The 20,424-nt window shown below is 74.1% G+C and carries 20 protein-coding genes and 1 tRNA gene; 11 read left to right on the top strand and 10 right to left on the bottom strand.

All coding sequences use genetic code 11. The annotated features are described in order from the left end of the window. Positions 1 to 356: 356 nt before the first annotated feature. On the top strand, positions 357 to 1,220 hold the full coding sequence (gene htpX / locus AB0N76_RS35025) for a zinc metalloprotease HtpX (RefSeq protein ID WP_363564271.1): 864 nt from the start codon (positions 357 to 359) through the stop codon (positions 1,218 to 1,220). Positions 1,221 to 1,241: 21 nt separating this feature from the next. Here htpX and AB0N76_RS35020 read toward each other — a convergent pair whose 3' ends face one another. Then, entirely contained in the window at positions 1,242 to 2,702 is a 1,461-nt protein-coding gene (locus AB0N76_RS35020) for a PLP-dependent aminotransferase family protein (protein WP_363564269.1), read from the bottom strand. Between AB0N76_RS35020 and AB0N76_RS35015 the strand changes: the two genes are divergently transcribed. Then, a complete protein-coding gene (locus AB0N76_RS35015; RefSeq protein ID WP_363564267.1) occupies positions 2,701 to 3,714 on the top strand; it encodes a DMT family transporter in 1,014 nt (337 codons plus the stop codon). The two genes, AB0N76_RS35020 and AB0N76_RS35015, sit on opposite strands and share 2 nt — an antisense overlap. 42 nt (positions 3,715 to 3,756) lie before the next feature. On the opposite strand, the gene AB0N76_RS35010 is transcribed toward AB0N76_RS35015, so the two are convergent. After that, complete coding sequence (locus tag AB0N76_RS35010; RefSeq protein ID WP_363564265.1) at positions 3,757 to 4,176, bottom strand: hypothetical protein; 420 nt, start codon at positions 4,174 to 4,176, stop codon at positions 3,757 to 3,759. 289 nt (positions 4,177 to 4,465) lie between these two features. Between AB0N76_RS35010 and ctaD the strand changes: the two genes are divergently transcribed. The 4 genes from ctaD to AB0N76_RS34990 all read left to right on the top strand — a co-directional run bounded on the left by ctaD (position 4,466) and on the right by AB0N76_RS34990 (position 8,159). After that, a complete protein-coding gene (gene ctaD, locus AB0N76_RS35005; RefSeq protein ID WP_363564279.1) occupies positions 4,466 to 6,124 on the top strand; it encodes a cytochrome c oxidase subunit I in 1,659 nt (552 codons plus the stop codon). A 47-nt stretch (positions 6,125 to 6,171) separates the two neighbouring features. Continuing rightward, positions 6,172 to 6,663 carry a BlaI/MecI/CopY family transcriptional regulator gene (locus AB0N76_RS35000; protein ID WP_363564263.1) on the top strand — a complete coding sequence of 164 codons (492 nt, stop codon included), beginning with the start codon at positions 6,172 to 6,174 and terminating at the stop codon, positions 6,661 to 6,663. 10 nt (positions 6,664 to 6,673) lie between these two features. Beyond that, positions 6,674 to 7,624 (top strand): M48 family metalloprotease, encoded by a 951-nt coding sequence (locus AB0N76_RS34995; RefSeq protein ID WP_363564261.1) that lies wholly within the window; start codon positions 6,674 to 6,676, stop codon positions 7,622 to 7,624. Positions 7,625 to 7,754: 130 nt separating this feature from the next. Beyond that, positions 7,755 to 8,159, top strand: a complete 405-nt coding sequence (locus AB0N76_RS34990) for a YccF domain-containing protein (RefSeq protein ID WP_363564277.1) — start codon at positions 7,755 to 7,757, stop codon at positions 8,157 to 8,159. 16 nt (positions 8,160 to 8,175) lie between these two features. On the opposite strand, the gene AB0N76_RS34985 is transcribed toward AB0N76_RS34990, so the two are convergent. Then, positions 8,176 to 9,180 (bottom strand): NADP-dependent oxidoreductase, encoded by a 1,005-nt coding sequence (locus tag AB0N76_RS34985; protein WP_363564259.1) that lies wholly within the window; start codon positions 9,178 to 9,180, stop codon positions 8,176 to 8,178. 133 nt (positions 9,181 to 9,313) lie between these two features. Between AB0N76_RS34985 and AB0N76_RS34980 the strand changes: the two genes are divergently transcribed. Next, entirely contained in the window at positions 9,314 to 10,228 is a 915-nt protein-coding gene (locus AB0N76_RS34980; RefSeq protein ID WP_363564257.1) for a LysR family transcriptional regulator, read from the top strand. A gap of 10 nt (positions 10,229 to 10,238) precedes the next feature. On the opposite strand, the gene mug is transcribed toward AB0N76_RS34980, so the two are convergent. The 6 genes from mug to AB0N76_RS34950 form a co-directional block, all read right to left on the bottom strand. Beyond that, positions 10,239 to 10,769: a G/U mismatch-specific DNA glycosylase gene (gene mug / locus AB0N76_RS34975; RefSeq protein ID WP_363564275.1), complete on the bottom strand. Its 531-nt coding sequence runs from the start codon at positions 10,767 to 10,769 to the stop codon at positions 10,239 to 10,241. A gap of 157 nt (positions 10,770 to 10,926) precedes the next feature. Next, positions 10,927 to 12,045 (bottom strand): aminopeptidase P family protein, encoded by a 1,119-nt coding sequence (locus AB0N76_RS34970; protein WP_363564255.1) that lies wholly within the window; start codon positions 12,043 to 12,045, stop codon positions 10,927 to 10,929. Between the two features lie 54 nt (positions 12,046 to 12,099). Then, positions 12,100 to 13,452 (bottom strand): dipeptidase, encoded by a 1,353-nt coding sequence (locus tag AB0N76_RS34965; RefSeq protein ID WP_363564253.1) that lies wholly within the window; start codon positions 13,450 to 13,452, stop codon positions 12,100 to 12,102. A 64-nt stretch (positions 13,453 to 13,516) separates the two neighbouring features. Beyond that, positions 13,517 to 13,954 carry a hypothetical protein gene (locus AB0N76_RS34960; protein WP_363564251.1) on the bottom strand — a complete coding sequence of 146 codons (438 nt, stop codon included), beginning with the start codon at positions 13,952 to 13,954 and terminating at the stop codon, positions 13,517 to 13,519. After that, a complete protein-coding gene (locus AB0N76_RS34955; protein WP_363564273.1) occupies positions 13,951 to 15,378 on the bottom strand; it encodes an APC family permease in 1,428 nt (475 codons plus the stop codon). Before AB0N76_RS34955 ends, AB0N76_RS34960 begins: the two co-directional genes overlap by 4 nt. 318 nt (positions 15,379 to 15,696) lie before the next feature. After that, positions 15,697 to 17,076, bottom strand: a complete 1,380-nt coding sequence (locus AB0N76_RS34950) for an MFS transporter (protein ID WP_363564249.1) — start codon at positions 17,074 to 17,076, stop codon at positions 15,697 to 15,699. 85 nt (positions 17,077 to 17,161) lie between these two features. Between AB0N76_RS34950 and AB0N76_RS34945 the strand changes: the two genes are divergently transcribed. From AB0N76_RS34945 to AB0N76_RS34935, 3 genes are all read left to right on the top strand, one after another. Further along, positions 17,162 to 17,899: a helix-turn-helix domain-containing protein gene (locus tag AB0N76_RS34945; protein WP_363564247.1), complete on the top strand. Its 738-nt coding sequence runs from the start codon at positions 17,162 to 17,164 to the stop codon at positions 17,897 to 17,899. A gap of 41 nt (positions 17,900 to 17,940) precedes the next feature. Next, the gene (locus AB0N76_RS34940) at positions 17,941 to 18,438 is read left to right on the top strand and encodes a hypothetical protein (protein ID WP_363564245.1); all 498 of its coding nucleotides are present in this window, start codon (positions 17,941 to 17,943) and stop codon (positions 18,436 to 18,438) included. A gap of 128 nt (positions 18,439 to 18,566) precedes the next feature. Continuing rightward, positions 18,567 to 19,313 (top strand): hypothetical protein, encoded by a 747-nt coding sequence (locus AB0N76_RS34935; protein WP_363564243.1) that lies wholly within the window; start codon positions 18,567 to 18,569, stop codon positions 19,311 to 19,313. Between the two features lie 112 nt (positions 19,314 to 19,425). On the opposite strand, the gene AB0N76_RS34930 is transcribed toward AB0N76_RS34935, so the two are convergent. Beyond that, on the bottom strand, positions 19,426 to 19,914 hold the full coding sequence (locus AB0N76_RS34930) for a YajQ family cyclic di-GMP-binding protein (RefSeq protein WP_363564241.1): 489 nt from the start codon (positions 19,912 to 19,914) through the stop codon (positions 19,426 to 19,428). A 216-nt stretch (positions 19,915 to 20,130) separates the two neighbouring features. Between AB0N76_RS34930 and AB0N76_RS34925 the strand changes: the two genes are divergently transcribed. After that, positions 20,131 to 20,211 (top strand) — tRNA-Tyr (locus AB0N76_RS34925). The last annotated feature ends 213 nt before the right edge of the window (positions 20,212 to 20,424 follow it).

Raw genomic sequence — 20,424 nt, 5'->3', positions numbered from 1 at the left:
CCGCAGCTGGTGCTCCAGGTGGTCGGCGGCACGCTGTTCTGATCGGCTCCGCGCACCTCCCACGACACCCGGGGTGGGGCGTGTCTTGTGGATCAGGTCGGACAAGGCCGCGGCGTCTGGGTGCGTGCATCGCAAGGCGGAGGAGGAAGTCCATGCGGAGCATCGGCGACCGACGACAACGCGGCGAGGTGCGTGCCCAGGCGTCGCGGCCCCGGCATGATCCACAAGACACGCCCTGGTCCCCCGGCCGGGTGTCGTGCTGGTCACAAGGGAACAAGGCCCCGGGCCCCGCCCGTTGACCGGGCAAGAGGGACGAGGCAGAAAGGGCTTCCCCACGCACCATTGGAGGGCCAGCCGTGCACCGCCGGCACAACGGACTGAGGACCGCCGCCCTGCTCGGCGGCCTCTCGGCGCTGATCCTGGTGATCGGCGGCTTCTTCGGCCGTACGGGCTTCGTGATCGCCCTGCTGGTCGCCCTCGGCACCAACGCCTACGCGTACTGGAACAGCGACAAGCTCGCCCTGCGCGCCATGCGCGCCCGCCCGGTGAGCGAGATCGAGGCGCCCCGGCTGTACCGGATCGTCCGCGAGCTCTCCACCTCGGCCCGCCAGCCGATGCCCCGGCTCTACATCTCGCCGACCCCGGCCCCGAACGCCTTCGCCACCGGCCGCAACCCGCGCAACGCGGCGGTCTGCTGCACCGACGGCATCCTGCGGCTGCTGGACGAGCGCGAGCTGCGCGGCGTCCTCGGCCACGAGCTGAGCCACGTCTACAACCGCGACATCCTGATCTCCTCGGTGGCCGGGGCGCTCGCCTCGGTGGTGATGTTCCTGGTGAACTTCGCCTGGCTGATCCCGTTCGGGCGCAGCGAGGACGACGACGGGCCGGGCCTGTTCGGGATGCTCGCGATCATGATCCTCGGCCCGCTCGCCGCCACCCTGATCCAGCTCGCCGTCAGCCGCTCCCGGGAGTACCAGGCCGACGCCGACGGCGCCCGGATCACCGGCGACCCGCTGGCCCTGGCGAGCGCGCTGCGCAAGCTGGAGGCCGGCACCCGGCAGCTGCCGCTGCCGCCGGAGCCGCAGATCCAGACCGCCAGCCACATGATGATCGCCAGCCCGTTCCGGCCGGGCGAGGCCGGGGCGAGGTTCTTCTCGACCCACCCGCCGATGGCCGAGCGGATCGCCCGGCTGGAGCGGATGGCGGGCCACCAGGGCTGACGGCCCGGTGGGGGCCCGCTCCTACCGGTCCTCGAAGGCCTGGCGCAGCCGCCGGATCCCCTCCGTCACCAGGGCCTGGCTGTCGGCCGCCACGTAGCTGAGCCGCAGGTGCGGCGCGGGCGGCTCGGCCGGGTGGTACGGGCGCCCCGGGGTCACCAGTACGCCGGCCCGCATGGCGGCCGCGACCAGCGCGCTCTCGTCGGTGCCGTCCGGCAGCCGCAGCCACAGGTGGTACCCGCCGGACCGGTGCGGGCCCAGCAGCCCCGGCAGTTCGCGGCGCAGCGCGGCGGTGGCGACCCGCCGCCGGTCGCGCAGTTCGGCGCCGAGGGTGCGCAGGTGGCGGGCCCACCCCGGGTCGGCGACCAGTTCCAGGGCCGCCTCCTGGAGCGGCCGGGGCACGAAGAAGCTGTCCACCACCTGGGTGGCCCGGAGCCGCTGCAGGGCCGGGCCGCGCGCGGTGATCGCGCCGATCCGCAGGTTGGGGGAGGTGGCCTTGGTGAGCGAGTTCAGGTGCACCACCACGCCGTCCGGGTCGTCGGCGGCCAGCGGACGGGCCAGCGCGGGGGCGTCGGTGTGGACCAGCCGGCGGGCGAAGTCGTCCTCGATCACGAAGGCGCCGGCCGTCCGGGCGATCCGGAGCACCTCGGCCCGGCGCGCGGGGGAGAGGACGGCGCCGGTCGGGTTCTGGAACAGCGGCTGGCAGACGAAGACCCGGGCCCGGGTGGCGTCGAACGCGGCCGCCAGCAGGTCGGTGCGCACGCCGTCCTCGTCCACCGGCACCGGGACCGGCCGCAGCCCGGCGGCCCGGGCCACCGCGAGGGCGCCCGGGTAGGTCGGCGACTCGACCAGGACGGGGGCGCCCGGGGCGGCGAGGGAGCGCAGGGCGATGGTGAGCGCGCTCTGGCCGCCGGCGGTGATCAGGACGTCCCCGGCGCCGAGCGGCCCGTTGGCGCCGCCGATCTCCCGGGCGAACCAGGCGCGCAGCTCGGTCAGGCCGTCCACCGGCGGGCGCTCCCAGGCACCGGGGCGGCGGCCGGCCCGGGCCACGGCGGCGGCGAGCAGGCGTTCGGGCTGGAGTGAGGCGTGCGGGTAGCCGCCGTTGAGGTCGATCACGTCCGGCGGCGGGACGGTCAGGGTGGCGATCAGTGCCGCGGCTCCGGTGTCGCGCGGGCCGGAGTCGGCGCTGAGCGCGACCTCCTGCCAGGAGAGGTCGCCCGGCCGGACGGGCGGGGCGGGGCGCGGTGCGGTCGACGAGGCGGGGGTAGCGGTGGCGGCGGCGGTACGGAACACCCCGGCGCCGGGCCGGGAGACCACCAGGCCCTCGGCCGCGAGCACGGCGATGGCCCGGGAGACCGTGCCCGGGCTGACCTGGTGGCGTTCCATCAGGGCCCGGCTCGACGGCAGCTTCCGGCCCTCCGGGTAGCGCTCGACCTCGCGGCGGAGACTGTCGGCGAGTTCGGTCACACTGCTACGCTCATTCATGACGGCACAAGATAGCGCTACCCGCCCCGCTGCGATAGCAGCGAAGCTCACGGCCACCGCCTCCGAGACGACCGAGACGACCGGGAAGCCCGGGACGACCGGGACGACGGGGAAGCCCGGAAAGCCCGGGGGGCTCGGCAAGGCCGGGACGACCGGCACTGTGCTGGCGGCCTTGGGCGTGTTCGCCTTCTCCTTCAGCTTCCCCGCCACCTCCTGGGCCCTGACCGGCTTCGGCCCGTGGAGCGCCACCGGCCTGCGCGGCCTGCTGGCCGGCCTGCTCGCCGCGCTCTGCCTGGCGGCCGCCCGCGTCCCGCTGCCCGCCCGCCGCCACTGGCCCGGCCTGCTGGTGGTCGCGGCCGGCTGCGTGCTCGGCTTCCCGCTGCTCACCACCCTGGCCCTGCGCACCTCCTCGACCGCGCACTCCGCCGTCGTCATCGGCATCCTGCCGCTGGCCACCGCGACCGTCGGCGCGATCAGGACGGGCGGCCGGCCGTCCCGGCTGTTCTGGGCGGCGGCGCTGGCCGGCGCGGCGGCGGTGCTCGGCTTCACGCTGGTGCAGAGCCACGGGCGGCCCAGCCTCGCCGACCTCTACCTGTTCGCGGCGCTGCTGGTCTGCGCGGCGGGGTACGCGGAGGGCGGGCGGATCTCCCGGGAGCTGCCGGGCTGGCAGGTGATCGGCTGGGCGGTGGTCGCCTCGCTGCCCGTCACCGCGCTGACCACCGCGCTGGCGCTGGCCGTCGAACCGGTCTCGCTCGACGGTGGGACCGCGGCGAAGGCGCTGACCGGGCTGCTGTACACGGCGGCGGTCTCGCAGTTCGGCGGGTTCGTGGTCTGGTACCGGGGGATGGCGGCGATCGGGGTGCCGAGGGCGAGTCAGCTCCAGCTGGCGCAGCCGCTGCTGACGCTGGTCTGGTCGGTGCTGCTGCTCGGCGAGGAGCTGCCGGCCGCCGCGCCGGTGACGGCGGTGCTGGTGCTGCTGTGCATCGCGGCCACCCAGCGGGCACGGGCATGAACGTCACCGCCTGACGGTCACCCGGCCCGCCGGGTGCGGACCTCAGCCGCTCCGCTCGGCGTGGACGCAGAGCGCCCAGATCACCCACACGTCCAGGGCGACCACGATCAGCGACCAGAACGGGTAGTAGGGCAGCGTCAGGAAGGCCTCGATGCCGCTCAGCGCGACCAGGAAGATGCCGGTGTACTGCGCCCAGGGAGCGCCCTTGACCACGAAGTAGCCGGTGATCGCGACCAGCGCGCCGACGATCAGGTGGATCCAGCCCCAGCCGGTGAGGCTGAACTTGAACACGTAGTCCGGCGTCGCCAGGAAGACGTTGTCCTTGGAGATCGCCATGATCCCCCGGGTCACGTCCAGGACGCCGTTCATCATCATCAGCACGCCGGCGAAGAGCACTCCGCCGGTGACCCAGCCGCTGGTACCGCTCGGCGGCGGCGCGGACGGCTTGGTGGCGCTGCTCATGGGACCTCCTGGGAGCCGGTCGGACCTCACCCGAACGGGTGGCCGGGCTTCGACCGTCCGCCCGCCGCCGGGGCCCGGCAACCGGGCCGCACCTGTTCGGGTGACCCGCCCGCGCGCCCCCGGCCGCCCGCGGGCCCGGGCCGGTACTGCTAGTGCGACCACGGCCCGGACAGGCCCGGGCGCGACCCGGACGGACCCGGGCCCGGCCCGGACCCGGAAGGCACGCCGCGTGACACTCCTGCCGAAGGACGCCGTGGAGCAGGCCCCGCACCCGTCGCGCACGCCCCGGCTGGACGCCGCCCGCGCCGCCGCGCGCCGCCGGCGCGGCCGGGCCCTGGTCGGCTGGCTGACCACCACCGACCACAAGCGGATCGGCACCCTCTACATCACCACCTCGTTCCTGTTCTTCCTGCTCGGCGGCCTGATGGCGATGCTGATGCGGATCGAACTGGCCCGCCCGGGGCTGCAACTGCTCTCCAACGAGTCGTTCAACCAGCTCTTCACCATGCACGGCACGATCATGCTGCTGATGTTCGCGACCCCGCTGTTCGCGGGCTTCGCCAACTGGATCATGCCGCTCCAGATCGGCGCCCCCGACGTCGCCTTCCCCCGGCTGAACGCGCTCGCCTACTGGCTCTACCTGTTCGGCTCGCTGATCGCCGTCTACGGCTTCCTCACTCCGGACGGCGCGGCCGACTTCGGCTGGTTCGCCTACGCGCCGCTGAACAGCGCCGAGCGCAGCCCCGGCCTCGGCGCCGACCTGTGGATCATGGGCCTGGCCCTCTCCGGCTTCGGCACCATCCTCGGCTCGGTCAACTTCGTCACCACGATCATCTGCTTCCGCGCGCCCGGGATGACGCTCTTCCGGATGCCGATCTTCGTCTGGAACACCCTGCTCACCGCCGTCCTGGTGCTCTTCGCCTTCCCGGTGCTGGCGGCCGCGCTGCTCTGCCTGGAGTCGGACCGGCGGTTCGGCTCGCACGCCTTCGACGCGGCCAACGGCGGGGCGCTGCTCTGGCAGCACCTGTTCTGGTTCTTCGGGCACCCCGAGGTCTACATCATCGCGCTGCCGTTCTTCGGCATCGTCACCGAGATCCTCCCGGTGTTCAGCCGCAAACCGGTCTTCGGCTACTCCGGCCTGATCGCCGCGACCGTCGCCATCACCGGCCTGTCGATCACCGTCTGGGCGCACCACATGTTCGTCACCGGGCAGGTGCTGCTGCCCTTCTTCGCGGTGATGACGATGCTGATCGCGGTGCCCACCGGGGTGAAGTTCTTCAACTGGATCGGCACCATGTGGCGGGGCTCGCTCAGCTTCGAGACGCCGATGCTGTGGACCGTCGGCTTCCTGGTGACCTTCCTGTTCGGCGGCCTCACCGGGGTGCTGCTGGCCGCCCCGCCGATCGACTTCCACGTCTCCGACTCGTACTTCGTGGTCGCCCACTTCCACTACGTGGTGTTCGGGACGGTCGTCTTCGCGATGTTCGCCGGCTTCCACTTCTGGTGGCCCAAGTTCACCGGCCGGATGCTGGACGAGCGGCTCGGCCGGATCCACTTCTGGACCCTCTTCGTCGGCTTCCACGCCACCTTCCTGGTCCAGCACTGGCTCGGCGCCGAGGGCATGCCCCGCCGGTACGCCGACTACCTGGCCACCGACGGCTTCACCACCCTCAACACCGTCTCCAGCATCGGCTCCTTCCTGCTCGGCGCCTCCACCCTGCCGTTCCTGTACAACGTCTGGCACACCGCCCGGTACGGGGAGCGGGTCACCGTGGACGACCCGTGGGGCTACGGGCGTTCGCTGGAGTGGGCCACCTCCTGCCCACCGCCCCGGCACAACTTCGTCACCCTGCCCCGGATCCGCTCCGAGTCGCCCGCCTTCGACCTGCACCACCCCCGGATCGCCGAGCTGGACCGACGGCAGAACGCCCGCGCACCACGGGCCTGAGCACCGGCCGATTCCGGGTTCTTTACCTGCTCGTTAGGATGACCGGCATGGCAGAGGAGACCCACACCCCGGCGGCCGGAGCCGCCCCGGTGGCCGACGACCCGCGGGTGACGGACGACTCGCGGGCGACGGACGACCCGCAGGCGGCCGGCGACCCGCGGGCCCGGCGGCGCGGCCAGGGCGAACTGGAGGCCCAGGTGCTGGCCGTGCTCCAGCGGGCGCCCGGCCCCGCCAGCGCCGGCTGGGTCCAGGAGCGCCTCGACGGCGACCTCGCGTACACCACCGTGATGACCATCCTCTCCCGGCTGCACGCCAAGAACGCCGTCTCCCGGACCCGCTCCGGCCGCTCCTACCTCTGGCAGGCCGCCTCCGACGCGGCCGGCCTCGCCGCCCTGCGGATGCGCCGCGTCCTGGACGGCGAACCCGACCGGGACGCCGTGCTCGCCAGCTTCGTCACCGCCCTGCTCCCGCACGACGAGGAACTGCTGCGCACCCTGCTCGACAGTGCCTCCGGCCCGGCGCCCGACCACGAAGGCTGACCTCCTCGCCGTGGGTTTCTTCGTCTTCCTGCCCCTCGTCCTGCCGCTGACGGCGCTGCCCATCGCCCGGCTCACCGAGCAGCACCTGCACCCGCGCGGCGCCGCCCGGCTGCTGACCGGGTTCAGCATCGTGATGGCCCTGTGCAGCGCGGTCAGCCTGGCCCTGATCGGGGTGGTCGGCACCGCCCAGATCCCCGGCAACCCGCTGCCCGACAGCTGGTCCGACCCGGAGGTCCGGGACGCCCTGCCGTACCACGAGACGGTCGGCACGGCGGCGCTGCTCGTCCTCGCCGTCGTCCTGCTCGCGGTGGCCCGCACCCTCGTCCGCCACCTGCGGATCCGCGCCCGCGCCCGGCGCGCCCTCGGCCGCGCGGAGCTGCCCGCCCCGGCCACCGACGTCGCCCTGCTGCCCGACCCGGCCCCGTACGCCTACGCGCTGCCCGGCGGCGCGCGCTCGCCCGGGCGGGTGGTGGTCTCCACCGGCATGCTGGCCGGCCTCGCCGAGGACGAACGCGCCGCCCTGCTCGCCCACGAGCGCGCCCACCTGGTCCACCGGCACCACCGCCACCTGCTGGCCACCCAGCTGGCGGGCTGCGTCAACCCGTTCCTGCGCCCGCTCCAGCGCGCCGTCGCCTACAGCGCGGAACGCTGGGCCGACGAGGAGTCCGCGCAGGCCGTCGGCGACCGCCGGATCACCGCCCGCGCGGTCGCCCGGGCCGCCCTCGTCTCGCACCGTCCGGCGGCCCCCGGCCTCCCCGCCTTCGCCGCCCCGGGGCCCGTCCCGCGCCGGGTCGCCGCCCTCCTCGGCCCCGTCCCCAGCACCCGCAACTGGCCGCCCGCCCGCACCCCGGCCGGCCTGGCCGCCCTGGTCGCCGCCCTCGGCACCGCCGCCTCCGCCCTCTCCGCCCTGAACGCGGCGGTGGCCCTGCTCCTCATCCTCAAGGCCGTCACCCCGCTGTAGCTCTCTCGTCCGCGATGGGGAGGAGCCCCTGAGGCGTCCCTGAGGTCCGGCACCCAGGGGGGTAGACACGTCGGTGGGCGGGCATCGCTGGTCGTAGAGGGGAACCGCCGTGCGTGAGAGGGTGCCGGGCATGAAGGTGATCGACTTTGTTCTGAACGTGCTGTGGCTGATCTTCTGCGGCATCTGGATGGCGCTGGGCTACGTGCTCGCCGGGATCATCTGCTGCGTGCTGATCATCACGATCCCGTTCGGCATCGCGTCCTTCCGGCTGGCCGGGTTCGTGCTCTGGCCGTTCGGGCGCAAGGCCGTGGAGCGGCCGGACGCCGGGGCGCCGTCGTGCGTGGGGAACGTGATCTGGCTGGTGTTCGCCGGGTGGTGGCTGGCGCTGGGGCACCTGCTCACCAGCATCCCGCTGTTCCTGTCGATCATCGGGATCCCGTTCGGCTGGGCGAACCTGAAGCTGATCCCGGTCTCGCTGATGCCGCTGGGCCGCGAGATCGTCTCCACCGACGAGCCCTGGGGCGGGCGGCGGTAGCGCCGGGCCGGCGGGCCTACTCGGCGAGCCGGACGATCATCTTGCCGGTGTTGGCGCCGCGGAGCATGCCGAGGAAGGCGTCGACCACCCGCTCGAAGCCGGGGACCACCGTCTCGTCCGGGACGACGGCGCCGGAGCGCAGGTGCGGGACGAGGAAGTCGTACAGCCCGGGGCGGGCGTCCAGGTGCTCGCGGACCAGGAAGCCCTCCAGGCGCAGGCTCTTGCCGACCACGTCGTAGAGGTTGCGCGGGGCGGGCGGCGGCGACTGGAGGTTGTTGTACTGGGCGACCGCGCCGCACCAGGCGATCCGGCCGTGGTCGCGCAGGGTGTCGATGGCGGCCTCCAGGTGGTCCCCGCCGACGTTGTCGAGGTAGACGTGCAGGCCGTCGGGGGCGGCCTCGCGCAGCCGGTCGGCGATCGGGGCGTCGTGGTAGTCGAAGGCGGCGTCGAAGCCGAGCCGCTCGGTGAGGTGCGCGGCCTTCGCGGCGGACCCGGTGCTGCCGATGATCCGGCCGGCGCCGAGCAGCCGGGCGAGCTGTCCGGCGGCGGTGCCGACCCCGCCGGCCGCCGCCGAGATGAAGATCGTCTCGTCGGCCCGGAGCCGGGCGATCCTGGTCAGGCCGACCCAGGCGGAGAGGCCGGTGCCGCCGAGGACGCTCAGGTGGGCGCTGAGCGGGACGCCCGCGAAGTCGGGGAGAACGAAGCTTTCGGCGGGGGTGATCACCGAGAGGGTGCGCCAGGCCCGGCGGTGGTGGACGAGCGTGCCGACCGGCAGCGCGGGCGTCCGGGACTCGACGACCCGGCCCAGGGTGCGGCCCTCCAGCGGGGCGTGCAGCGCCCAGCCGCCCTCGTCCATCTCCTCGCGCATGTACGGGTCGACGGACTGGAAGAGGTTCTCGACCAGGGCCTCGCCGGGGGCGAGCGGGGGCACGGTCTCGTCCAGGAAGGCGAAGTTCCCGGCGGTGGGCGCGCCGGTGGGGCGGGAGACGAGGTGGACGACGCGGGCGGTGGGACGGGACACGGGAGGCTCCGGGCTGATCGGCGGGGTCGGTGCTGATCACCGTAGGGAGCCGGCCGGCGGCCGGGCAGGGGCCGGCGTCGATGGGTGGGCCCGTTCCATGAACGGGATCGATGGATCGGGTAGCGTCGCCCGCATGACCGATCTCGCCCCGCAGGAGCTGCGGGTGCTGGTCGCCGTGGCGGAGGAGCAGGGCTTCACCGCGGCCGCCGCGCGCCTGGAGACCAGCCAGTCCGCCGTCTCGCACGCCGTGCGCGCCTGCGAACAGAAGCTCGGAGCAGTGCTCTTCGAGCGCGGGCGCCACGGCGCACGCCCCACCGAGGCGGGCGCGCGGGCCGTCGCGTACGCCCGGCGGGTGCTGCGGCTGCTGGCGGCGATGGGCCCGGAGGTCCGCGCGGCGGCGGCCGGGGACCCGGACGCCGAGGTCACCGGAACGGTGCGGATCGCCGCCTTCCGCAGCGTCGCCGCCCACCTGCTGCCGCCCGTCCTCGCCCGGCTCGCCGCCCGCCACCCGGGGCTCGGCGCGCAGGTGCGGATCGTCCGCGAGATCGGCCGCGGCACCGCCGGCGAGGTCGCCGACGGCCGCGCCGACCTCGGGCTGGCGACCCTCGACCCGGACGCGCCGCCGCCCGTCCCCGGCCTGGTCTCGGCCCGGCTCTTCGCGGAGACGTACGCGCTCGCGCACCCGGCCGGCCACCCGGCGCCGCGCGGCCTGCCGCTGGTCGACTGGGACGAGAACTGCGGCTCGTACACCCGGGACTGGTGGGACCGGCAGGACTGGATCCCGCCCGCGACCATCGACGTCGAGGACGACACGGTGGCCCTCTCGCTGGTCTCGCAGGGCCTCGGGATGGCGATCATGCCCCGGACCGCGCTGCTCGGCGCCCCCGCCGGACTGGCCGTCACCGACCTGGGGCCGCGCCCGCCGAGCCGGTACGTCGGGTACGTGACGACGCCGGAGCTGGCGGGCACGGCGGCCGTCCGGGCGCTGATCCGGGAGCTGCGGGAGCTGCGCGGGAGCGGCCTGCCGACGGGGCTGACGGCGGTCTGAGACCCCGGGCTCAGCGCGCGGCGGCGGTCACCGCCTCGCGCAGTCCGGCGAACTCCGCCGCCAGCGCGTCCAGGGTGTAGTGGGCGTTGAGGCCGCTGGGGTTGGGGAGCACCCAGACCTCGGTGTCGCCGATGCCCTCCGGCTGCCGCCCGATCGTCGCCGTCCGCCGGCCGAAGGCGGTCCGGTAGGCGCCGATGCCGAGCACCGCCAGCGCGCGCGGCCGCAGCCGCAGCACCCGCTCGGTGAGCGCGGCGCCGCCCGCGCGCAGCTCGTCGGCGGTGAGCTCGTCGGCCTTGGCGGTGGCCCGCGGGGCGACGTTGGTGATGCCGAGGCCGAGGTCGAGCAACTGCCGCTGCTCGTCCGGGCGGAACTGGCGCGGGGTGAAGCCGGAGCGGTGCAGCGCGGGCCAGAAGCGGTTGCCCGGGCGGGCGAAGTGGTGGCCGGTGGCGCCGGACCACAGGCCCGGGTTGATGCCGCAGAACAGCACCCGCAGCCCGGGGGCGATGACGTCCGGGATGGTGGCGTCCTGGGCGGCGCGCAGCTGCTCGGCGGTCGGCTTGACCGGCTTGGGCGCGGGCGCCGCCGGGGCGGGCTCGGCGGGCGGGGTGGGCCCGGCGGACCGGGCGGGTTCGGCGGACTGGGCGGGCTTCGAGGTCACCCGCCCAGTCTGCCGCCCCACGGCGCGCCGGGGGACGGATTCAGGACACGATGCCCAGCTCGTGCGGGGTGTTGTTGAACCGCCGCCCGCCCTGCTCGGTGACCGTCACGATGTCCTCGATCCGCACCCCGAACCGCCCCGGCAGGTAGACGCCCGGCTCGATCGAGAAGCACATGCCGGGGACGAGCGGCTGCTCCTCGCCCTCGACCAGGTACGGCGGCTCGTGCGTGGTGATGCCGATGCCGTGCCCGGTGCGGTGGATGAAGTACTCGCCGTACCCGGCCTCGGTGATCACCCGGCGGGCGATCCGGTCGATCTCCTGGCAGCTCACCCCGGGCCGGACGGCCTCGAACGCGGTCTGCTGCGCCTGCCGGACGACGTCGTGCACCTTCCGCACCTCGGCCGGGACGTCGGCGCCGACGTGCACGGTGCGGGTGGTGTCGGAGCCGTAGCCGTCCTTGAGGCCGCCGAAGTCCAGCACCACGGTGTCGCCGGCCTGGATGACCCGGTCGCCGGCCTCGTGGTGCGGGTTGGCGCCGTTGGGGCCGGAGCCGACCACGGTGAAGTCGACCTGGCTGTGCCCGTACTTGATGAGCAGCGCGCTGAGGTCGGCGGCCACGTCGGTCTCCCGGCGGCCGGCGAACTCGACCTCCAGGATGCCCCGGTAGGCGGCGTCCGCGGCGCCGCCGGCCGCGGCGAGGCGCTCCAACTCGTCCGCGTCCTTGACTGCGCGCAGCATCGGCAGGGTCTCGGTGAGCGAGGTCCAGCCGGTGCCGGGCAGCGCCGACTGGAGGCCGAGCAGCTGCAGCGCCCAGGTGTTGTCGGAGACGCCGTACCGGCCGGCCGGGTCGAGCAGCGGGGCGGCGGTGGCGTACGGGTCCTGGCCGTCGGTCCAGTCGACCAGCCGGACGGCGGGCGCGCCGGCCGCCTTCTCGGCGTCGGGGCGCTCCAGGGTGGGGACGACCAGCGCGGGCTCGCGGCCGGCGGTGAGGACGAGGGCGGTCAGCCGTTCGGTGACGGCGGTGGGCTGGTAGCCGGTGAGGTAGACGAGGTCGGGGCCGGGGGCGATGACCAGCCCGGCCAGTCCGGCGGCGCCGGCGGCGGCGGTGGCCCGGTCGAGGCGGGCGCGGTAGTCCTCGGTGGTGAACGGTCGGGGCATGCGGGGGTCTCCTGGGGGACACGGGCTGCGGCGGCTACGGGCACGTCAACTTCATCATGGACGGTGCGAGTTGGCGTAGTGCCGGAGGAAAAGCGCCTCGACGTGGGCCATCTGCCGGAGCTCGTCCGGATCGACGCTCTCGTTCGGCGCGTGGATCAGGCAGCGCGGCTCCTCGACGCCCATCAGGATGATCTCCGAGTCCGGGAAGGTCTCGGCGAACACGTTGCACAGCGGGATCGAACCGCCCTGCCCGAGGAAGGCGAGCGGCCGGCCGTAGACCTCCTGCGCCGCCTTGTCGAGCGCCGCGTAGGCGGGCCCGCCGGTGGCGGCGCGGAACGGCGAGCCGGTGCTCTCCGGCGCCACCTCGATCCGCGCGCCCCACGGCGCGGCGGCCGTCAGGTGCGCGGTGAGCGCGGCCTGGGCGGCCTTCGGGTCGGTGCCGGGCGGGAGGCGCAGGCTGACCCGGGCCCGGGCGGTGGCCGGGACGGCGGCGGCGGAGCCGACCACCGGCGGGCAGTCGATGCCGAGCACGGTGACGGCGGGGCGGGCCCAGAGCCGGTCCGCGACGCTGCCGGAGCCGGTCAGCCGGACGCCGTCCAGCACGCCGGCGTCGGTGCGGAACTGCCGCTCGTCGTAGTCGGCGCCGCTCCAGCTGCCGGTGCCGTCCAGGCCGTCGATCCGGGTGCCGCCGTCGGCGTCGCGCAGTGTGTCGAGGACGCGGATCAGCGCGGCCAGCGCGTCCGGGGCGGGGCCGCCGAACATGCCGGAGTGCACGTCGCCCTTGAGTGTGAAGACGGTGACCACCAGGTTGGCGAGGCCGCGCAGCGAGGTGGTGGCGGTGGGGACGCCGACCGCCGCGTTGCCGGTGTCGCAGACCAGCAGCGCGTCGGCGTGCAGTTCGCCCGCGTGCGGCGGTACGTAGGCCTCCAGGCCGCCGGTGCCCTGCTCCTCCGAGCCCTCGACGACCAGCTTGAGGCCGACCGGCAGGTCGTCGCCGAGCGCCCGCAGCGCGGTGAGGTGCATGACGATGTTGCCCTTGCAGTCGGCGGTGCCGCGCCCGTACCAGCGGCCGTCGCGTTCGGTGAGCTCGAACGGCGGGGAGGCCCAGGCGGCGTCGTCGAGCGGGGGCTGGACGTCGTAGTGGGCGTAGAGCAGGACGGTCGGCGCGCCGGGCGGCGGCGGGCGGTGGCCGACCACGGCGTGGCTGCCGTCCGGGGTCTCCTCCAGGTGGACGTCGCGCAGGCCGGCCTCGGCGAAGGCGGCGGCGACCCACTCGGCGGCCTGGCGGCACTTCTCCGGCGGGTACTGGCGCGGGTCGGCGACCGAGGGGATGGCGACCAGCTCGGCCAGGTCGGCCTTGGCGCGGGGCATCGACTCGGCGATCCGGCGGGCGAGTTCGTCGGGCATGGGGGTTCCTCCGGGGGCGCTGCGGGGCGTGGCCGGGGCGTCGGTCTTCGGGGTGGCCGGGGCGTCAGTTGCGGACGGTGTCCTTGAGCTTGAGGTCGTCGATCTTGTCCCTGATGGCGGCGAGCTTGTCCGGGCAGTACACCGAGAGCACGATCGTCTCGGCGAGGACCACCTCCCGGTCGGAGAGCACCGGGCGCTGCCCGGGCCCGCCCGCGCCGTTGGACATGCCGTACTTCCACTGCGCCTGGGTCAGCGCGTCGGCCGGGTCCGTGCAGACGGCGCCGCCGTCCTCGCCCAGGGTGTGCACGATCTGGCTGCGCGCGGGCACCGGGTAGCCGGCGGCGGAGAGCGCGTCGGAGAGCTGGGTGGCCTTCCGGTTGGCCTCGTTGGTCTGGTGCAGCTGCGAGTAGGTGAGCAGGCCGGTGACCAGCATGGCGACCAGCAGGACGATCGCGCCGAGGTAGATCCAGCGGTGCCGGGAGGCGAGCAGGCCGCGGGTCATGCCGCACCCCCTTCGGTGCCGCGCAGTTCCGCCGCCTCCTGGGCGGCCAGTTCGGCCCGCGCCTCGGGCGAGCGCCACTGCGGCTTGCGCAGGCGCAGGAACAGGTACGGGATCACCAGGCCGAGCAGCGCCAGACCACCGCCGACGATCACCACGTACGACCAGACCGAACCGCTGCCGAACTGCGAGGAGGGCACGAAGCCGATCGCCATCGCGGCCGCCGAGGCGATCAGGCCGGTGATCGCGATCGGCACCAGCGCCGGGGCCCGGTAGCCGCGCGGGTGGTCGGGCTGGGTGCGGCGCAGCCGGATCGCGGCGGCGAACATCAGCAGGTAGACGATCAGGTAGACCTGCGTGGTGATCACCGAGAAGACCCAGTAGGCGCTGGAGACGTTCGGGATCAGCGCGTACGCGAGGGCGATGACCGTGGTCACCACGCCCTGGGTGACCAGCAGGTTCTGCTGGACGCCCTCCTTGTTGAGCCGCTGCAGGAACGGCGGCAGGTACCCCTCCTGGCGGGAGATCATCAGCAGGCCCTTGGACGGTCCGGCCAGCCAGGTGAGCATGCCGCCGAGCGAGGCGGCGATCAGCGCCACCGCGATCACCGGGGTGAGCCAGCCGATGTGGAAGTACTGGAAGAAGGAGTCGAAGGCCTGCATCACGCCGGCCGTCAGGCTCAGCTCGGTGGACGGCACCACCCAGCTGATCGCCAGCGCGGGCAGGATGAAGATCAGCAGCACCATCCCGGAGGCGGTGAACATCGCGCGCGGGAACTCCCGGGCCGGGTCGCGCAGCGAGGAGACGTGCACCGCGTTCATCTCCATGCCGGAGTAGCTGAGGAAGTTGTTGACGATCAGCACCAGGCTGGCCAGGCCGGTCCACTGCGGGAACAGGTGCGCGGAGTCCATCGGGGCGGCGGAGGCGTTGCCCTCGCCGAGGAAGACGAAGCCGAGGACGACCAGCAGCACGCCGGGGATCAGGGTGCCGATGACCAGGCCCATCGAGGAGAGGCCGGCCACCGCCTTGGTGCCCCGGGAGGACACCCAGACGCCGGTCCAGTACAGCACCATGATCACGATCGCGGTGTACAGGCCGTTGCTCGCCAGGGACGGGTTGACCACGTAGGCGATGGTGGACGCCACGTAGGCGAGCAGGGACGGGTAGTAGAAGATCGTCATCGCGAACTGGCACCAGACGGCCAGGAAGCCGAGCGGCTTCGACAGGCCCTCCGACACCCAGCGGTAGACGCCGCCCTCCCAGCCGGACGCCAGCTCCGCGGAGACCAGCGCGGTCGGCAGCAGGAAGACGACGGCCGGGAGGAGGTAGAGGAAGACGCAGGCCAGGCCGTAGACCGCCATGGTGGGGGCGGCGCGGAGGCTGGCCACCGAGCTGGTCGTCATGAGGGCGAGCGTCAGCCAGGACATCCGGGGGGCGCTCGCGATCCTGGTCGCCGCCGAGCCGGTGCGCCGGGCGGGGTCCTCGCGGGTGGTCCGCGTGGCGGGGCCGCCGGGGGCGTCGGGGGCGTCGGGGCTACCGGGTGCGCCGGGGCCGCCCGGAGGGCCGCTCGGATCGGGGCTGCCGCGGCCGGACGACGGTATGTCCATCGAGCTCATGGGTCCTCCTGGGGCGGCCCCGGGGCGGGCCGTACCCGGCCAGTTCACCCGGTTGCCGGTGGGGGCGCATGCGGCGTGCACCCGGTCGGGTGAGTGGCTGTCAGGGGTGGGTGGCGGGGGGCGGGGGGCTTACGGGGCGGGGGCCGGCGTGGGCTCCGGACCCTGGCTCGACGTCGGCTCCTGCTCCGGCCAGGTCGCGCGGCGTAGCGTCCGGCCGGCCGTCGCTGGGATCAGGGCCGCCACCAGCAGCGCGGACACCGCGCCGAGCGTGGCCTCGGGGGAGAGGTGGTCCAGCAGCAGCCCGCTGCCGACCATCCCGGCCGGCACTCCGACCGTGAACAGCGTCATCGTCGCGGCGATCACCCGCCCGCGCAGCGCGTCCGAGACCTGGCGGAACACCAGCAGGTCGACCATCACCCGCAGGGTCGGGATCCCCAGACCGAGCCCGAACAGCCCCGCGAACACGGTGACCGGCCCGCCGGGCAGCAGCGGCGAGAGCGTCATCGGCACCAGCAGCCAGGCCACCCCGAGCAGCAGCACGCCCGGGCCGGCCAGCCGGTGCAGCCGGCTCACCAGCAGTGCCCCGGCCAGCGCGCCGACCGCCTCGCCGGCCAGCGCCAGCCCGATGCCGCCGGTGGACGTGCCCTGGCCGCGCAGGATGACCATCACCGGCAGGACCATCGCGGTGCCCGCGAGGTTGATCATCAGGATGACGGCGAGGGTCGGCCGGAGCACGGCGCTGCGGGCGAGGAAGCGGAAGCCGGCCAGCGCACCGTCCTCCTTCTCCCCCTTGCCCTTGCCCTTCCCCTTCCCGCTCCTGTCAGCGCGCCGTTCACCGGCCGGCGTCTCCGGGCGGCCCGGGAACCGGACCAGCAGCGCGGCGGTCAGCGCCAGCAGGGAGGCCAGCGCCGTCCCGACGAACGGCGCCGCCCGGCCGAGCCCGAACAGCGAGCCCGCCAGCGGCGGCCCGATCAGGCCCGCGCCGCTCATCCGCGCCTCGTCCTGCGCGAGCGCCTGCCGCAGCTGTTCCGGCGGGACGACCGAGCGGACCGCGATCAGCCGGATCGGGCCGCTGTAGGCGATGGTCGCCCCGATCACGAGGGCGACCAGCAGGGTGTGCGCGACGGTCAGCCGGTCCAGCGCCATCGCGAGCGGGACGCTGACGCAGGCGAGCAGCCGGGTGGCGTCGGCGGCGATCAGCACCCGGCGGCGGTCGCACCGGTCGGCGACCGCGCCGCCGTGGATGCCGAACACGATCGAGGCGCCGATCTGGAGGGCCGCGAACGCCCCGGCGAGGGTGGACGAGCCGGTCAGCGCGAGCAGTAGCAGCGGGTACGCGGTGTCGGCGATCTGCAGTCCGAGGGTGGCGGAGGCCTGGCCGGCCCAGAGCGCCTGGAACCGCCAGTTGCGGCGGAGCGGGACGGGCGGTGGCGTCGCCGTCGTGGTGCTCGTGGTGCTCGTGGTGCTCGTGGTGCTCGTCGTGGTCGTGCTGGTCGTTCTGCTGCTCATGGCTGCGCCCCCTGCTCACCTTCACGTCAGCATTCACTGTTTCGTGAATGATTACGTCTGCGTGATTGATTGCGCAAGGGTGAAGATGCGATTGCCCGTGGTGGCGGCGATCTGCGAGGGTGAGGCCGTGGTCGAGAACGCCGAGAACGCCGAGAACGCCGAGAATCCCGCCCCCGCCGTGCTCAAGGAGCGCCGGGTGGCCGACGCCGCCACCCTGAAGGCCCTGGCCGACCCGCTCCGGCTGGCGATCCTCGACGCCCTGATGGCCGCCGCCGCGTCCGGGCCGCTCACCGCCAAGGAGATCGCCGCCGCTCTCGACGAGCCGCAGACCAAGCTCTACCGCCACATCAAGCAGCTGGAGAAGGCCGGGCTGATCCGGGTCGCCGGCACCCGGCTGGTCTCCGGCATTGTCGAGAGCCGCTACGCCCCGGCCCAGGAGACGCTCCGGCTCGCCCCCGAGATCTTCTCGCCCGACTCGCCCACCCGGGTCGACGCGTACGACGCGATGCTCGCCGCGATGGACCACGTCCGCGGCGACTTCCGCGCCCAGGCGCTGGCCGACCGGATCGACTTCTCCACCTCGCCGGACGGCTCACCGGCCGGTCTGCCCGGCATGTTCTCGCACTTCACGTACCGGCTCACCCCCGAGCGGCTGATCCGGCTCCGCCGTCAACTCGCCGATGTGTTCGAGGAGTTGCACCAGGAGGGGAGCAGCGAGGCCGCGGACGCGGTGGACGTGACCCTGTTCACCCTGCTGTACGCCGTCCGGCCCGAGCGGGCCGCCGACTCTCGGAGCGATAGCCGCCCGGGCACGGAATCGTAAACGCCGGGCGGACTGTCAGTGCCATGGTTCAGGATGACTGAATGTCATACGAACTTCAGGCGCTGATCGGCCCGGCGGAGCTGGTCGCGGTGGCGGCCGCCGAGGTTCCGGCGGCCCGTGCGTACCCGCTCGCCCAGGGGCTGGCGCTGATCCCGGCGACCCCCGCGTTCCTGGCCGCCCTCCGGTTCGGCGAGGACGGACCGGCCGGCGCGGGTGCGGCCGGGTTCACCTGGATCCCGAACGGCCTCGAACGCCGGCTCGCCGCCTGGTCCAAGGCCGGGCCGATCGCGTGCGTCGAAGCCGACTACTTCGGTGGCACCGGCACCCAGCGGGCCGCCGTCTGGGCCGACGGCCGGCTCGACCTGGGCCCGCTCACCAGCGCCGAACTCGAACGCCACCCGCCGGAGGGCAGCCCGATCTCCCGCGTCCTGCGCCGGCTCGGAGCCTGGGTGCCGGAGGACGGCGACCACCGCGACGAGTTCGACGCGGTCGGCCTCGGCGCCCACCGGGCCACGTCCTCCTGGGTGACGACCAGCTGACGCCCACTCACCCCGCCACCGCGTGTCGTGCACCGTTCGGCGTACACGCGGTGGCTGGGCCAACCGGGCTGGCCCACGGTGTGAATCAGGCATCCCGCCTGATCCGCACCGAGAGGAAAGCATCACCCATGCGCACCACCTGGACGGCCGCCGCGCTGACCGCAGCCCTCGCGCTGGCCCCGGTCGCGACGGCCTCCGCCGCCACCACCGGCACCGGGGCCGCCGGCGGCACCGGCGCCGCCCCCGCCTTCAGTGTCCCCGCGTTCGGCGCTCCGGCCTTCAACGGCTCCGCGTTCACCGCCCCGTCGTTCTCCGCCCCCACCATCCCCGGCTTCCCGGCCGCCCCGGGCCTCTCCGGCATGCCCGGCCTCTCCGGCATGTCCGGGAAGCCCGCCGTCCCCAACCTCTCCACACTCCCCGGCACTCCCGGCACCTCGGACTCCTCCGCCGGTTCCAGCAGCTCGACCAGCGCCCCCGCCGACCTCCCCGTCACCCTCCCCGACCTCCCCGTCACCCTCCCCGACCTCCCCGTCACGCTCCCCGAACTCCCCGCCCTCCCTGACCCCACCGCGGCCCTCGCCCCGGTCCTCGATCTGGTCGGCGGCCTGCTCGCGACCGTCACCTCGCTCGCCGCCCCCGACCTCGGGCCGCTCCAGCAGCTCCTCGCCTCGCTGGAGGCGACCGTCCAGGCCCTGCTCGCCCAGCTCCCCACCCCGCCCCCGGCGACCGCCCCGACCACGCCCCCGATCGCCCGCCCCCAGGTGCCGCCCGCCATGTCCGCGCCGCTGGCCGACCAGCTGGCCACCCTGAAGTCCCAGGCCAAGGCCTTCGCCGACGCGGCCGCGGCCCGCTCGACCACCCCCGCCCACCACTGACGGCCCCACCCCGGAGCCACCCCGGCCCCGGACACGACAGCGGCCCCGGTCGCGCGCTCGAACCCGAGCCCGCGACCGGGGCCGCCCCGTCGCCGTCCGCCGCCCCGCAGGGTCAGCGGTAGTTCACGAACTGGACCGCGAAGTCCAGGTCCTTGCCCTTGAGCAGGGCCTGGACGGCCTGCAGGTCGTCACGGCTCTTCGAGGTCACCCGGAGCTCGTCGCCCTGCACCTGGGCCTTCACGCCCTTCGGGCCCTCGTCCCGGATGATCTTCGCGACCTTCTTGGCATCGTCCTGGGAGATGCCCTCCTTCACGTCCGCGAAGATCTTGTACTCCTTGCCCGACAGCTGCGGGTCCTTCACGTCCAGCGCCTTGAGCGACAGGCCGCGCTTGATGAACTTGCTCTGCAGCACGTCCAGGATGGCCTTGACGCGCTCCTCGCCGTTGGCCTTCATCTCGATCGTCTCGCCGGAGCGCTTGATCTCGGCGCCGACGTTCTTGAAGTCGAAGCGCGTGGCGATCTCGCGGGAGGTCTGGTTGATCGCGTTGTCGACCTCCTGCCACTCGACCTTCGAGACGATGTCGAAACTGGAGTCGGCCATGGGTGTTGGTCTCCTTGATGCTCTGCCTTCACTGACACGGCCCGCCCCACCGGGCGACCGCCGCCCCAGCCTATCCAGCCCACCCCCACCCCCGCCCCCGACAGCCACGCCGCACCCGTCGAACCCCGTCCCGAAAACCGGGTGGCGAACCACCCCCCGGGATCAGGTAAGGTTTACCCAGTCGAACGGGGCAAGCCCCCGGGAGGCGAACATCCTGGCTGGTTGCCCGAGCGGCCAAAGGGAGCAGACTGTAAATCTGTCGCGCAAGCTACGCAGGTTCGAACCCTGCACCAGCCACAGGATAGATGGACGGCCCCCGATTCACGGAGACGTGAATCGGGGGCCGTTTGTCGTTTCCGGGCTCCTTGGGGTCAGGGGGTGAGGAGGAGGGTGGTGGCGGTGGGGGTGTCGGGGGCGGTGTGGGTGGGGGTGGGGTGGGTCGGGGGGAGGGGGGGGGGTGGGGTGGGGGTGATCCAGATGGAGCGCAGGCGGGAGGCGTGGGCGCCCAGG

The sequence above is a fragment of the Kitasatospora sp. NPDC093806 genome (assembly GCF_040683335.1).
GTDB lineage: Bacteria > Actinomycetota > Actinomycetes > Streptomycetales > Streptomycetaceae > Kitasatospora.
The sequence above is the reverse complement of the archived record's forward strand: the minus strand, read 5'-3'. Positions and strand labels throughout refer to the sequence as shown.

What these genes read in the sequence shown, in the direction of transcription:
- AB0N76_RS35015 (WP_363564267.1), top strand. Translation starts at nt 2,701, where the DNA reads ATGACGGCACAAGATAGCGCTACCCGCCCCGCTGCGATAGCAGCGAAG.
- AB0N76_RS35020 (WP_363564269.1), bottom strand. Translation starts at nt 2,702, where the DNA reads ATGAATGAGCGTAGCAGTGTGACCGAACTCGCCGACAGTCTCCGCCGC.
- AB0N76_RS35010 (WP_363564265.1), bottom strand. Translation starts at nt 4,176, where the DNA reads ATGAGCAGCGCCACCAAGCCGTCCGCGCCGCCGCCGAGCGGTACCAGC.
- AB0N76_RS35000 (WP_363564263.1), top strand. Translation starts at nt 6,172, where the DNA reads ATGGCAGAGGAGACCCACACCCCGGCGGCCGGAGCCGCCCCGGTGGCC.
- AB0N76_RS34990 (WP_363564277.1), top strand. Translation starts at nt 7,755, where the DNA reads ATGAAGGTGATCGACTTTGTTCTGAACGTGCTGTGGCTGATCTTCTGC.
- AB0N76_RS34980 (WP_363564257.1), top strand. Translation starts at nt 9,314, where the DNA reads ATGACCGATCTCGCCCCGCAGGAGCTGCGGGTGCTGGTCGCCGTGGCG.
- AB0N76_RS34970 (WP_363564255.1), bottom strand. Translation starts at nt 12,045, where the DNA reads ATGCCCCGACCGTTCACCACCGAGGACTACCGCGCCCGCCTCGACCGG.
- AB0N76_RS34965 (WP_363564253.1), bottom strand. Translation starts at nt 13,452, where the DNA reads ATGCCCGACGAACTCGCCCGCCGGATCGCCGAGTCGATGCCCCGCGCC.
- AB0N76_RS34960 (WP_363564251.1), bottom strand. Translation starts at nt 13,954, where the DNA reads ATGACCCGCGGCCTGCTCGCCTCCCGGCACCGCTGGATCTACCTCGGC.
- AB0N76_RS34955 (WP_363564273.1), bottom strand. Translation starts at nt 15,378, where the DNA reads ATGTCCTGGCTGACGCTCGCCCTCATGACGACCAGCTCGGTGGCCAGC.
- AB0N76_RS34950 (WP_363564249.1), bottom strand. Translation starts at nt 17,076, where the DNA reads ATGAGCAGCAGAACGACCAGCACGACCACGACGAGCACCACGAGCACC.
- AB0N76_RS34945 (WP_363564247.1), top strand. Translation starts at nt 17,162, where the DNA reads ATGCGATTGCCCGTGGTGGCGGCGATCTGCGAGGGTGAGGCCGTGGTC.
- AB0N76_RS34940 (WP_363564245.1), top strand. Translation starts at nt 17,941, where the DNA reads ATGTCATACGAACTTCAGGCGCTGATCGGCCCGGCGGAGCTGGTCGCG.
- AB0N76_RS34935 (WP_363564243.1), top strand. Translation starts at nt 18,567, where the DNA reads ATGCGCACCACCTGGACGGCCGCCGCGCTGACCGCAGCCCTCGCGCTG.
- AB0N76_RS34930 (WP_363564241.1), bottom strand. Translation starts at nt 19,914, where the DNA reads ATGGCCGACTCCAGTTTCGACATCGTCTCGAAGGTCGAGTGGCAGGAG.